At 48.3% G+C, this 12,687-nt stretch carries 12 protein-coding genes; 10 read left to right on the forward strand and 2 right to left on the reverse strand.

The genetic code is table 11. The features are described from left to right. Positions 1-7 precede the first annotated feature (7 nt). From AC6I8W_RS25320 to AC6I8W_RS25350, 7 genes are all read left to right on the forward strand, one after another. Positions 8-784: an SDR family NAD(P)-dependent oxidoreductase gene (locus AC6I8W_RS25320; protein ID WP_497839312.1), complete on the forward strand. Its 777-nt coding sequence runs from the start codon at positions 8-10 to the stop codon at positions 782-784. Positions 785-831: 47 nt separating this feature from the next. Continuing rightward, complete coding sequence (locus AC6I8W_RS25325) at positions 832-1,836, forward strand: ABC transporter substrate-binding protein (RefSeq protein ID WP_497839313.1); 1,005 nt, start codon at positions 832-834, stop codon at positions 1,834-1,836. 24 nt (positions 1,837-1,860) lie between these two features. After that, positions 1,861-3,414 carry a sugar ABC transporter ATP-binding protein gene (locus tag AC6I8W_RS25330; RefSeq protein ID WP_497839314.1) on the forward strand — a complete coding sequence of 518 codons (1,554 nt, stop codon included), beginning with the start codon at positions 1,861-1,863 and terminating at the stop codon, positions 3,412-3,414. After that, on the forward strand, positions 3,411-4,391 hold the full coding sequence (locus tag AC6I8W_RS25335; RefSeq protein ID WP_497839315.1) for an ABC transporter permease: 981 nt from the start codon (positions 3,411-3,413) through the stop codon (positions 4,389-4,391). Before AC6I8W_RS25330 ends, AC6I8W_RS25335 begins: the two co-directional genes overlap by 4 nt. Positions 4,392-4,400: 9 nt before the next feature. Beyond that, positions 4,401-5,405 (forward strand): ABC transporter permease, encoded by a 1,005-nt coding sequence (locus AC6I8W_RS25340; protein ID WP_497839316.1) that lies wholly within the window; start codon positions 4,401-4,403, stop codon positions 5,403-5,405. 110 nt (positions 5,406-5,515) lie between these two features. Next, a complete protein-coding gene (locus tag AC6I8W_RS25345) occupies positions 5,516-6,202 on the forward strand; it encodes a GntR family transcriptional regulator (protein WP_497839317.1) in 687 nt (228 codons plus the stop codon). Positions 6,203-6,549: 347 nt separating this feature from the next. Continuing rightward, positions 6,550-7,611, forward strand: a complete 1,062-nt coding sequence (locus tag AC6I8W_RS25350) for a glycosyltransferase family 9 protein (RefSeq protein WP_497839318.1) — start codon at positions 6,550-6,552, stop codon at positions 7,609-7,611. Between the two features lie 63 nt (positions 7,612-7,674). Here the strand turns inward: AC6I8W_RS25350 and AC6I8W_RS25355 are convergent, their stop codons facing one another. After that, positions 7,675-8,685, reverse strand: coding sequence for a glycosyltransferase family 9 protein (locus AC6I8W_RS25355; RefSeq protein ID WP_497839319.1), 1,011 nt, complete (start codon positions 8,683-8,685; stop codon positions 7,675-7,677). Between the two features lie 652 nt (positions 8,686-9,337). Here AC6I8W_RS25355 and AC6I8W_RS25360 point away from each other — a divergent pair. After that, positions 9,338-9,823 carry a hypothetical protein gene (locus tag AC6I8W_RS25360; protein WP_497839320.1) on the forward strand — a complete coding sequence of 162 codons (486 nt, stop codon included), beginning with the start codon at positions 9,338-9,340 and terminating at the stop codon, positions 9,821-9,823. An 83-nt stretch (positions 9,824-9,906) separates the two neighbouring features. Here AC6I8W_RS25360 and AC6I8W_RS25365 read toward each other — a convergent pair whose 3' ends face one another. After that, positions 9,907-10,332 carry a DUF1090 domain-containing protein gene (locus AC6I8W_RS25365; RefSeq protein WP_497839321.1) on the reverse strand — a complete coding sequence of 142 codons (426 nt, stop codon included), beginning with the start codon at positions 10,330-10,332 and terminating at the stop codon, positions 9,907-9,909. 1,359 nt (positions 10,333-11,691) lie between these two features. On the opposite strand from AC6I8W_RS25365, the gene AC6I8W_RS25370 reads away from it, so the two are divergent. Together AC6I8W_RS25370 and AC6I8W_RS25375 are read left to right on the forward strand one after the other, a co-directional pair. Then, a complete protein-coding gene (locus tag AC6I8W_RS25370; protein ID WP_497839322.1) occupies positions 11,692-11,883 on the forward strand; it encodes a DUF4762 family protein in 192 nt (63 codons plus the stop codon). A gap of 131 nt (positions 11,884-12,014) precedes the next feature. After that, complete coding sequence (locus AC6I8W_RS25375; RefSeq protein WP_497839323.1) at positions 12,015-12,686, forward strand: thioredoxin domain-containing protein; 672 nt, start codon at positions 12,015-12,017, stop codon at positions 12,684-12,686. Position 12,687 lies beyond the last annotated feature (1 nt).

Genomic DNA, 12,687 nt, shown 5'->3' on the forward strand with positions numbered 1-12,687 from the left:
ATAAACCATGAGATATCAGGGAAAAAACGTGCTTATCACCGGTGCCGCAGCCGGATTGGGTCAGGTTATCGCCACCTCCTACGCCCGTGAAGGGGCCAGTATTGCCATTATCGATTTTGCTGACGCCAGTGACTCCGTGGCAAAAGTGCAGGCACTGGGGCAGAAGGCGGTGGCGTTTAAGGCTGATGTTCGTGATCAGGTAGCCATTCAGGCCGCAGTGCAGCAGGCCGCCACCTTCTTTGAGGGCCGCATCGATGTGCTGATTAACAATGCCGGTTTTAACGGCCATTACAATCTGGTGGAAAACATGCCACTGGAACAATGGCGTGAAACGCTGGATATCAATCTCACCGGCACCATGTTGGTCACTCAGGCGGTGATCCCACATATGAAAGCCAGCGGCGGCGGTGCCATTGGGATCACCGCCTCCAATGTGGCACGTCGCGGATTACCCTATCGCGCCGATTACGTCTGCTCCAAATGGGCATTGCTGGGCCTGAATCAAACGCTCGCACTGGAACTGGTCGATGACCATATCCGCGTTAACGCGGTCTGCCCTGGGCCGATTGAGGGGGATCGCATTGAAGATGTGATGGTGCGGCAGGCCGAAGCCGAAGGTAAGAGCCTGAGTGAAATGCGCAAGGCCTGGGAGGACGCGGCACCGATGAAACGCTTCGTCACCGCAGAGGAAGTGACCGCCGCCATGATGTTTCTGACCAGTGACGCCGCCAGTGCGATGACCGGGCAGGCATTGAATGTCACCGGCGGATTTTTGATGACCTGAGAACAGCTTCCCAACACCAAAACACCCCTACACCCGAGGAAGTCAAAATGAAAAATAGAACAACCTACGCCCTCGCTGGCGCAATGACGCTCGCCCTGCTTTCAGCTTCCGCAGCCAGTTGGGCAAAAGAACTGGTGGCGTTTTCCCAGGCCGGTATGGAAAACGAGTGGCGCGTTATGGACACCAAAGACATGGAGAAAACCTTTAAAGACGCGGGTTACGACTTTGTCTGGACCAATGCCAACTCCGACCCCGCCAAGCAGATCTCCGATATTGAAGATTTGCTGGCGCGCAAGCCAGCCCTGTTGATCGTGGCACCTATCGAGTATGAACCGCTGGCACCGGTGCCGGATATGGCCACCAAAGCGGATGTGCCATTGATTGTGGTCGATCGCGCCCTGCCTGGCGAACCCGGTAAAGGCAAGTGGCTCGCATTGCTCACCACCAATTTTGTCGACACTGGTGAACTGGTGGGGAAAGACGTGGTGAAAGGGCTGACGGAGAAGAACGGGGCACCCAAAGGCAACCTGCTGCATATCACCGGAAACAAAGGGGCATCGCCGGTGGTTGATGAACAGAAAGGGCTGGATAACATCCTGAGCAAATACCCTGAGATTAAATTCGTTGCCAGCTGCGACGGACTTTACTCGCGCGAGCCGGGTCGTAAGTGTGTGGAAGACCTGTTCCAGGCTTTCCCGAAAGGCAAAATTGACGGCATCGTGTTTGACAGTGATGACATGATGATCGGCGGTATTCAGGCCATTAAAGCCGCAGGCAGAAATGAGTTGCTGGGCTACCTGTGGGGTAAAGATGGCACGGTTGATGGCCTGCAAGCGATGATCAATGGTGAGGCGCGCTTTAGCGTGCAAACTCCGCCGTTCTTCGGTGCAAAAGCCCTGGAAGTCTTCAACCTTTTCCGTGCGGGCAAGCCTATCGAACCTAAGACGCAGTACGTGCCTAAGGAGATTTTCCAGCGCGATACCGATCAACATCGGGCGCGTTTACCGCTGCGTATTCAGGAGTTGAAAGCGATGGGTGTTGGCTGCTGCTAACCCCGGTAACGGCAGGCAGCGGGTATGGCTGCCTGCTTTTCTCACTGCGACAACACCTGGGAATACGATATGCAACCATTAGCCAGACTTGAAGGCATCAAGAAGACCTATCCGGGCGTGAAAGCGTTAAGCGGTATTGATTTCGACGTAGTAGCCGGCGAGATCCATTGTCTGGTGGGCGAGAACGGCGCGGGCAAATCGACGCTGATGCGGGTGCTGACCGGCGCGACACAGCCGGACAGCGGCACCATCTTTATTGACGGAAAACCCACGGTGCTGGATGCCAAAACCCGCCTCGACCACGGCATCGGCATTGTCTGGCAGGAACTGGATCTGATCCCTGCCATGAGCGTATCCGAGAACATCTATATCGGTCATGAGCCGATGCTGAGTATGGGACGCATTGACCGCGCGGCATTACGTGAAAATACGCAGAAGCTGCTGAGTAATTTCGACCTCAACGTATCCCCCGATACCCGGGTGGATCGTCTGGCTCCCGCCCAGCAACAACTGGTGCAGATAGCCAAAGCGCTCAGCCATCATAACCGCATCCTGATCCTGGATGAGCCAACGGCATCACTCACCGACAATGAAGTGGCAAACCTGTTTGTTCTGCTGCGCAAATTACGGCAGCAGGGGCTGGGTATTGTCTATATCTCGCATCGGCTTGAAGAGTTGACCGCGATTGGTGATCGCCTCACCGTACTGCGTGACGGACACTATATTCTGACGGCCAACGTCGCCTCACTCAGCCATAGCGATATCATTAAAGCGATGGTTGGACGCCCGCTGGCGGAACAGTTTCCCCGTGGTTCACGTAAAACGGCGGATATTGGATTACAGGTAACTGGGTTAGGGCGACACGGGGAATTTGAAGAGATAAGTTTCAGCGTCAATAAAGGAGAAGTACTGGCCATTGCCGGGATCATCGGTGCCGGACGCAGTGAACTGCTCGAAACCCTGTTTGGCCTGCGTAAGGCAGATAAAGGCAGCATCCGCATCGATGGCGAGCCGGTCAATATCCGTCATCCACGGGACGCGGTGCGGCTCGGTATGGGACTGGTGCCGGAAGAGCGCCGCGAAAGTGGGCTGATCCTCAACCGTGCCATTAATGACAACCTCATTTATCCCATCATCAACCGGCTTGGCAATATCCTGCACTTTAGCCGCAGTGAAATGCGTGCGGTCAGTGACCGTCTTATCAAACAGTTAGCGATTAAAGCCCCTTCAGGACAGGCGCTGGCGGGGAGTTTATCTGGCGGTAATCAGCAGAAAATCGTGATTGGCAAATGGCTGGCAGCAGGCGTGAAAGTGTTATTGCTGGATGAGCCGACACGCGGCGTAGACGTGAATGCCAAAGCAGAAATTTACCGTCTGATTGACCAGCTGGCGCAAACCGGTGTCACCGTGGTGGTGGTGTCCTCTGAATTACCCGAAGTGCTGGGCATTTCCGATCGCGTACTGGTGATTGCACAAGGTCGCCAGACTGCACTTCTGAACACCGCCGAAACCAGTCAGGAAGAGATTATGTCTTTTGCGGTCGCCAGCACCAGCATGCCGCAACCGGAGGAAGCATGAATTCAACGACCTTAAACAAAAAAGAGACGCTCAACCTGGGGCGTCTCCCTGGTGAAAGTCTGCTGAGGAAGCTGTTATCTGCCTGGGCACTGGTGTTTATCTGGGTGGCGATGGCGATCGTGGCCTCGATCATCTCGCCGGTTTTTCTCACCAGCACCAACCTCAGTAATATTCTGAACCAGGCTTCGATACTCGGCATTCTGGCGTGTGCGCAGTTTCTGGTGGTGCTGATTGGCGGTTTTGACCTCTCCGTCGCGGCCATTCTGGCACTCTCCTCAGTGATCTTTGCCAGTGCGGTTCCGGTATCAACCGGGTTGAGCATGATGCTGGGTTGTCTGGCAGGCGCGGCCCTGGGCCTGCTCAGCGGTATTGCCGTCACATGGGGCCGGGTGCCGCCGATGATTGCCACCCTGAGCGTGATGGGCATCGCACGTGGTTTGGCATTCGTGGTGTCAGAGAAGAGTGTCGCCGTGCCAATGGCTAAACTGGCTGCTTACAAATTCAGTTTCTCAATACTTTCTTTGCCTGTGCTGACCTGGATGATAGCGGCGTGCCTGCTTTACTGGATGCTGAATTCACTGCGTTTTGGCAGAAATCTGTATGCCATTGGGGGCAATGAACGCGCCGCCAGCCTGGCAGGTATTGGTGTGCGCACCCATAAACTCATCGTTTACACCCTGGCGGGTGCGTTGTCCGCGCTGGCAGGGTTGATGCTGGTGGTGCGTACCTCATCAGGTGTCCCTCACGTAGGGCAGGGCTGGGAGCTGGATTCCATCGCCGCAATTGTCATCGGTGGTGCACGCCTGTTTGGCGGGGAAGGCAACATCCTGAAAGCCATGATGGGGGTGATTATTTATCAAACGATCGCCAACGTGATGAACCTGGCGAGCCTCGATCCTTTCTATCAGGACATTGTGAAAGCGCTGGTGATCATCACGGTGGTCGGCGCGACGGCTATGCGTACAGAAAAGATGTAGGAGAAGACGATGACAACGCAAACGGCAAAAACAGGCCTGAACCTGCGCAATCCGGCCTTCTGGCAGGATAACGGTACGGTGGTGGTATTAATCGCTTTTATTCTGCTGGCTACCGCAGTATCCGGTGGCGTTTTTATCCGACCGGATAACTTAATCACCATTGCTTACCAGGCATCGATCGTCGGTGTGCTGGTGCTGGGCCAGTCATTAGTGGTGATCTCTGGTGGGTTGGATCTGTCTATGGTCGGTATTTTGATCCTTTCAGCCGTGATCATGGGTGGGGCAGGCTCGGAACAACAATCGATGATGCTGCTGGGTGGATTGCCTTATATCGGTTTATGGCCGGCTATGGTAGCTGGATTCCTGGTGGCATTGCTGTTTGGTTTGTTAAACGGACTGATGGTGACGCGACTGCATATTCCGGCATTCATCGCCACGCTGGCGAGCACCTTACTGCTGGGGGGGATCATCCTTCTCACCACTGGTGGTGCTCCAATTTACTATCCAGACCCGTTTTTCACCCACTTTGGTAACAGCATCTGGCTGGGATTACCGGCACCGATTTATCTCTTTGTTGCCATGACACTCATTACCTGGTGGATGTTGAATCGAACCCGTTTCGGCAGAAAACTTTACGCCATCGGCGCGAATGCGCGTGCCAGCCATTATTCTGGCGTGGCGGTAAATAATGTACGCTTGTGTGTCTATATGTTGAGCGGCTTGGCGGCAGGGGTGGCAGGTTTTATGTTTCTGAGCCGAACCGGTTATATTGCGGCGGCTTCGGGTGGCGATATGCTCATGACCACCATTGCTTCGCTGGTAGTGGGCGGCATCAGTTTGTCCGGTGGGTTTGGTGGTATTAAGCATGCGATATCGGGGGTTCTGTTACTGGCCGCACTGAGTAATTTGATGAATATTCTGCTGATTTCTCCCTATGTGCAAAATGCGATCAACGGCTTTGTAATTCTTATCGCGGTGTCGGTGTATAGCCATATTCATCACGATCGCGCGTAAGCAAGAATGGGTGGACTTGTTTCACCCAAAATCGCTACGTAGACTGATATATAAGATTTCAGGCTTTCTAACGGTAAGCAGCTTAATGAGCGATGGATTGGATGACGATAATGACAAAAACGCAAACTGACGCGCTTCCCGCGATTTCTCTGGAAACACTGGGCAATCAGATTGTTGATGCGCTGAGTCAGGAGATTATTTCCGGCAGGTTAACACCCGGACAGCGCGTTGATCTCAGCTATTACGCGACACAATGGAACATCAGTATCACGCCGGTACGCGATGCGGCACGGAAATTAGAAGCGCTGGGCTTAATGGAGATTTTTCCTCGTCGTGGGGTGTTTGTGGCAACGCTGAATGCCAGAGATGTCAAAGAGTTGTTTGATGTGCGTATCGCGCTGGAAAGCGCCACGATTCGTCTGGCGACGCCGCATATACCGCGTGAAGAAGCCGAACAAACGCGTGCGCTCTATCTCCAGGCGGGTGAACAATTGCATCAACAGGGCGTTGAGCAGTCTCTGCCCGCGGTAGACCTGCTGATCCATAAGCTGGCATTGCAATATTGCGACAATGTCAGATTAACCAAAATGATGCAGGAGATGTGGAGCCAGATTGAGTGGTGTCAGAACACCATTGCCTCACAATTGCAGGAGCCTTTCCTGACAACGTTACCTGAGCATATTGCGATATGTGATGCGGTGATAGCCGGGGATGCTGAGGCTGCTTCGCAAGCGATGTATCGTCATCTTACCCTTACTGCTGAACGTATTCAGCGCTTGCTGATCCAGGCAAGTTGAATAATATCCCGAACATATAGTCAGCCTTACTGCTCAAGTGATTTTCTTTTGGCATGCACCCAAGACTTTTTTTGCTACCTCTTCGCTGCTAACATTGGCCGAATAAAGCTTCAGGTGCTTCCGCCAGGGAAATAACCCGCACCGTGTATACTCCCCAATACCCCTAACTCACGTAAGCGTAATGTGAGGTTTTTTGGGAAGATAGCCACCTGAAGCCTGGCGAGTTAATCTGCTGTTTATCGGATGAAAATGTACTTTCGCAATGAACTTTAGTCCCCGGATTAACCTCTAACATCTCCATAAAGACTTAATTTTGGGTGTTTTTTGTGCATTTGAAGGGGAGAGACGTGAAGAAAAAAAAGATAGATCTCATAGACCGAGTTTTAACACTTTACTCGCGATTTTTTAGCAGGGAAAAATCCCCTTCTTTACAGAATATTAATCCTGAAACTGTCGTGATCTATTCTACGACTGCGCTTGGCGATTTTTTGATGAATACACCGGCTATATGGAGCCTTAAAAATCGCTTTCCTGCCAGTAAATTCATTCTGGTGTCAAGCCAGAAGAATATGGATTTAGTCAGTCGTTATCAGTGGTTCGATGAAATCTATATATGGGACAATAAGTTACTGAAATACGCGCCATTGTTTTTTAAGCTGCGCCGTCAAAAACCCGATTTATCGGTGATATTACACGCTCACTTTCCGTACGATATTATGAGCGCAGTATTAACCGGTAGTAAGGTCATTATGCGTGACCACTACGGCAATGAGTCGCCACTTCTCAATAAGTATCTGGACCATTACTCGGGTTATTTCGACGGTCACACCATTAAGCGTAAACTTCAATTGATTGAGCCACTGGGGGCGCAGTCGGATCAGACCCGGATGCATCTGCCGGAACTGGAAATCAGTCCGACGACTGCTGCTAACCATCGGCGTATCGGCTTTCAGTTAGGGGCATCTAAAGATATTCGCCGCTGGCCGCTAACCTCATTTGCCCGGTTGCTGACAGCGCTGCTCGATCGCTGGCCTGACACGGAAATTATTGTCACTGGTGCGGCTCATGAACAGCATCTTGAAAGGGAATTTATTGATAGCCTGCCGCTGCATTACCGAAAAAATGTAACGCCGATGGCGGGTAAAACCGATCTTGTCGGATTGATTAACTTGATCCGCAGCCTGGACCTGTTGGTCACGGGTGATACCGGGCCGATGCATATTGCGATCGCCGCGCAAGTTCATACCGTCAGCCTCTTTTCTACCGCTACTCCACGTCACACTGGACCCTGTCAGGACAGTGACCTTCATATCATCATTCACCGTCCTCCTGAAAAGGAGTCGCCACGTCCCATGGCTTCGATCAGCGTTGAAGAGGTCGAACAGGCCGTAGTGAAACTGTTGGGATAATCACCCTACGCCAAAGGCCTGCACATCGGAAGCGGCCAGTCCTGGACACTGGCCTGAAGAGACTTACTGAATGATGGTGTGCAGGAAGGCGTCATAGACCTCATCGCTACTCAGCGAGGTTACCTGACGCGATGCCGGTTGCAGTACCTGATGCTTCACCTGCCAGGGATGCCAGCACGCCGGGTCACTGTCGCCAAACAGCGCGACAACCGGCAGTCCCAGAGCAGCACCAATGTGCATCGCACCACCATCACTGCTCACAAGGCCGCTAGCGAGGGACATTGCTGCAATCAGTTGCGGCAGGGTGGTGGTCGCCACCGCTTTCACCGGCAGGTGTGCGCAAAGTGCCATAATTTCACGGGCTTTCTCATCATCACCGGGATGGCGTGGATTGTCACGGCTACCCGGTGACCACAACAGCATAATCTGACAGCGATACCGGGTAGTAATTTTTTCGGCCAGCTCGGCGAACCGGGTTGCCTCCCACTGCTGGCTTGGTTTGCGGGCGCTAATTTGCAACGCATAGACCGGGAGTGCGGGATCGATAGCGTGGCTGTTACGCAGGTTATTCGCAATCTCAGCATCTGCCAAAAGGGTCAGTTTACCCGGCGAAGTGGCGCTGAGATTAAACGGCCGTCCAAGACTAAACAGGATTTCGCTGATATGTTGCTGAGATTCACTGGCAGGCGGAAGCAGTTCGGTAATCAGCGGGTGTGACTTCTGACCGAGGGCGATAACTCTGGCAGGACGTATTATTTTTACCCACTTCAGCCCATGCTGGTCCCAGCTGCTTTTTGCCAGGATCACCGCATCGTACTTCTGCTTTTTCAGGTTAAGCATCAGCATCAAGCGCTGGAGCAGACAGCTCAGTCGCCCTTGTCCTTCGTCACGATGATGCAGTTTGGTGTAATACAAAAGCTGCCGTATGTCGGGATTATTCTGTAACACCGGCGCTGCATAATTATTGGTCAGTACATCGACCTGATGTTGGCCAGACTGTGCCAATGCACTTATAAGCGGTGTCGTCAGTAACGTGTCGCCAATATTATCCCGACAAATAACTAAAACCTGCATATCTGATTTCCTTTGAGCACCGACGACTCTGTTCTGGCTTGACGAAAATGAGGCGCGCATCGTTAACGTCCTCAGAATGTGAGCATTATGGCAAAAATCAACATATTAGTCAGCGAACAACGAGGTTGGTTCAATCGATCGGATAACTGGAAGAGGTATTGCGTCATGGAGTATGGAATTTGACCATTTTGTATGAAAAGTAGAAAGCGTTTTCTCATGAAGGCTGAAATAGCAACTAGATTGACAAGGTTATGCCTGATTATGCTGGAACATATTCGCGCTCAGGGGTATTTATTTTATAATCAGGATGTTGAACGCTGGGTATAACGAGATATTGTTCAACATTATAACCTGATTTTGACAAAATACTGACGCTTTTAATTTTCTCATCGTTAACGCGCGAATTTCTTCAACTGCTGCGTTATGTGGGAATTTTTGTTGGCTACCCACTCAAAAAACCTTTTGTATCTTTTTAATTTTGACCGCGCGCATAGAGCCTCAGCCTAATATATCAGGTTGATTGCCCCCATTAAACGTTGCCTGTTATATTTACGTGAGATGAGAATAACATCTAACCGTAAAAAGGGCTTGCAACCTTTGTTATGATTATAACCCACTTTATACAAAAATTGTGCACCTTAGTCGAACAATAATGCGCACAGTGTCAGGCGGCACATTTTCTCCAGCGCCGGAAGGTATAGATATCGAGTCAATGTTAATATCTGAAGGGGAAAAGAATAAATTACAAAATCAAGAGTTTTCTGGCATCATTTTATGTCTCTATTTGCTATGTCAGTGTGTTAAGATTCTCAGGATTCCATTGACAGGATATAGGGATATGAAGAGGATTATTTTTAGTGTGGTTATGGCTTTCGTGCTCTCAGGATGTGTGTCAGTTGGAAAAAATTTTGATGAATCAAAGCTGGCAAATATCCATAACGGTTTAACAACAGAGCAATCAGTCATCGCTTATTTTGGCACACCATCAACTCAGTCAACAGATAGTAATGGCAATCAGTTTATGATGTGGAATTACAGTCACGGCAATGCGTTAGGATATGCAGATGCTAAGGTATTGATGATTCAATTATCGAATGGTGTGGTACAGGATTATACAGTAAGTAAATCAGCAATTTAATTACAGCACATCAAATATTGCGACTGACAATACTGTATGTGAGATAAACATGTTATGGAACCCGCAGGCATGCGGGTTTTATTTCAATTAATGGTATTGAATTCTGTTTGAGTATTGAAAAGTTCATCTGAGAGCGCATCAAGTTCGCCTTTCTTCTTATCCAGATTGTGTTGATATTTTGATACCTTTTCAGTGTTACCCTTTATTTTTGCATTTTCGAGGTCATACTCGATTTCGCGGATATCTTCCTTTCTTTCAGAAATCTTTCGTTCCAGTTTGACAATACGTTTTTCGACATCCTGCTTAACACGTTCCGGTGTGCAGTATGTATTAACTTCAGCGATGGCACGTTTTAATCCATTGACTTTACCTGTGTTGTTATATTCCTGAGCAATTTTTAGCTCGTTATCAAGGGCCGTTCTTTTGGCCTGACAACCTTCAATGGCACTGGCTGATGTAAGGCAGGGGAACATAAAAGAAATTAAAAAAGTTGTAGTTAAGTATTTCATCGTTAAATTCCTGTTGATATGTAGTGAAAATCGTCATTTAGACTATTAAGAGGATGATGTTACTTTTTGAGTGGCAGGAACTCAAATCATAAATATTTTTATTTTCCACTTCTTTTGTTTTTAACTAAATATAAATGTTCATGGTCATTTTGATATATTTAATCGCAAGGGGGTGAGGAGTTATTGATTTAGGTCAATGTTTCAATCACATGAAATCTGTAAAGCGATAAAAGGAATGTTCTTAAAGTGCAGGGGATGAAAAGTATGTTTAATGTGCGTTCATATTTTTCAGTTAAAATTATACAGCCACGGTGAATCCCCCTGTGCGGCGGGGCTAAGCCATTACTCCTGTGTCAATTAACAGCAGCGGGTCAGGTTGTGGCTTTTCCTGACCCACCGGGAGGCACCCGGCATCGTGGCGAATAATGGCTGATGGATTTTAAATTAACAATCATTCTCATATGACATTATTTTTATGAGATTTAAAATTCACAGATTGACATTGATCAACTAATTTTAAGTGAAATGAATTAATATTAATGACGTGTTAAGCGCGAATGTGACACGCTTTAATTGTTCGAGTGTTTGCCTGTCATTTAATATTGACCTCATGTTTTAACCTGCGGAAGCAGGTTTTTTTTTGCGATAAATAATTTCTTAACCTACCAACTGTGTGGGTTGTCGCATTTAAGCAATTCAAACCCTTTCAGGGTGTTCCTCCAGTTCGGGGCTTGTATCACATTAAGCAGGTTATCTATCAAAAGGAGATGATTACCCGCTTCATGAAGTCTCCGCTGATTAACACATTGCGATATTAGTCAGTCTTCATCTGTCATGTGAGAACATCGACATATAAATCTGGTTATAAATTTCTTTGTAAACATGCCATGCCTGACGGTTAGAGATAAACGTTATGCCATGTTGCAGGCAGAAGGCCCGCAGACTTGCTCTTCATACGGTGTACATCAAATTTTTTTTCTAAAAAAATTCATGTTTATGATCCTGAATGCCTGACTTTTTCCAAGAAAACTCCCCCTTGTTTAATAAGGAAGACCCGCAATGGGATAAGGATTGTGTTTTGTCTGTTAGAGTGAGAGGGCGTTTTATACAAGAAAGATCTTGCAACCATTAATAGCAGAACAACCTTTTTTCCTAATTCGTACCGTTTCAGGTGTATTGCCTAATTAAAAAAACGCCACTAAAATGCGCGGCATCCGACAATGACATTATGAAACACTCTTCCATGAGAGGTGTCATTGCGGAGCGCAGAGGCGATAATTATAAACATCACCTTTGTGTAGTATGTAATGAAATATACATAACGACAATGTTATTAATAATAAAACGAGGAGATCACGGATGAAAAAAATCAATATGTCTGAAGCTAGTGCAGTAGTTGGTGGTTGCGATACTTGTGTAAACAGCTTCGAACTGAATCTGGTTGGTGAGACTACTGTTTGTAACGCAGTAAAAACTTGTACTGATAAAAATGGTGTTGTGACTAAAACCTACACCGCTGCAGCCATCATCAACTGCAGTAGTGCAGGCTAAGAGAAATTTCACTCTCAGTTGATAAGAGTAAGTTTCTTTAAATTTTAATTAAACAGACGTTGTATTTTAGATACAACGTCTTCTTGACAGACATTCGGTAAATCTATCGTATTCAGGGTTAAAAACCTTCTATGAAAAAAAGAGTATTTTACGTTCTGGCTTATACCGTTTTTGTTGCGGTTATTTCAGCCGTGGTTACGACAGCTTGGTTCCAGGCTTTCGTTTTAAATCAACCCGGCGATAATGGTCAGCAGGTGCTGACATCTATCTCAGCTGAAAGATTGGGAAAAAGTCCGATTGCAGATGGTGATGATATTATTGAGGTTTTCTCATACGGTTGCCATTATTGTGAGAAAAATGAAAAAAATGTGGAAGAACTGGAAAAGCGTATGCCAGCAGGGAAAAAGCTCGTACGCCTGCATCTCAGCCAGGATAATCAGGCCGGGCTGGCGCGCTTTGCTCCGGTATTCGCAACACTGCAAGTTATGGGGATTGAAGAAGCTCATCGTCAAAGCGCCTATGATGCGGTCATAAAGAACCATATTGATTTGGGTGACCCGGCCAAGCGAGACGCATGGCTGGAAGAAAACAAGATCAATGTTGTTGAATACCATAAAGTCAGTCAGTCCGTTGAAGTTAAAAAACTTCTGGATTATATGACCAGCGTTTCGAGTTATTATGAGATAAATGCAACGCCAAGCTTTATTATCGCAAAAAAATGGATTGCCATTCAGGATCGTGATTTCCCGGCATTCTCTGATAAATTGCTCTCTATTTTAAAAACAGGTAACGCGCCGGAGTAAC

The organism is Pantoea sp. X-Soil-TKNS-1211 (genome assembly GCF_059730495.1).

Excerpts from the sequence above, each read along its gene's own strand:
- AC6I8W_RS25340 (WP_497839316.1), top strand. The coding sequence starts at position 4,401 with ATGACAACGCAAACGGCAAAAACAGGCCTGAACCTGCGCAATCCGGCC.
- AC6I8W_RS25375 (WP_497839323.1), top strand. The coding sequence starts at position 12,015 with ATGAAAAAAAGAGTATTTTACGTTCTGGCTTATACCGTTTTTGTTGCG.
- AC6I8W_RS25320 (WP_497839312.1), top strand. The coding sequence starts at position 8 with ATGAGATATCAGGGAAAAAACGTGCTTATCACCGGTGCCGCAGCCGGA.
- AC6I8W_RS25370 (WP_497839322.1), top strand. The coding sequence starts at position 11,692 with ATGAAAAAAATCAATATGTCTGAAGCTAGTGCAGTAGTTGGTGGTTGC.
- AC6I8W_RS25360 (WP_497839320.1), top strand. The coding sequence starts at position 9,338 with ATGCGCACAGTGTCAGGCGGCACATTTTCTCCAGCGCCGGAAGGTATA.
- AC6I8W_RS25330 (WP_497839314.1), top strand. The coding sequence starts at position 1,861 with ATGGCTGCCTGCTTTTCTCACTGCGACAACACCTGGGAATACGATATG.
- AC6I8W_RS25355 (WP_497839319.1), bottom strand. The coding sequence starts at position 8,685 with ATGCAGGTTTTAGTTATTTGTCGGGATAATATTGGCGACACGTTACTG.
- AC6I8W_RS25365 (WP_497839321.1), bottom strand. The coding sequence starts at position 10,332 with ATGAAATACTTAACTACAACTTTTTTAATTTCTTTTATGTTCCCCTGC.
- AC6I8W_RS25325 (WP_497839313.1), top strand. The coding sequence starts at position 832 with ATGAAAAATAGAACAACCTACGCCCTCGCTGGCGCAATGACGCTCGCC.
- AC6I8W_RS25335 (WP_497839315.1), top strand. The coding sequence starts at position 3,411 with ATGAATTCAACGACCTTAAACAAAAAAGAGACGCTCAACCTGGGGCGT.
- AC6I8W_RS25345 (WP_497839317.1), top strand. The coding sequence starts at position 5,516 with ATGACAAAAACGCAAACTGACGCGCTTCCCGCGATTTCTCTGGAAACA.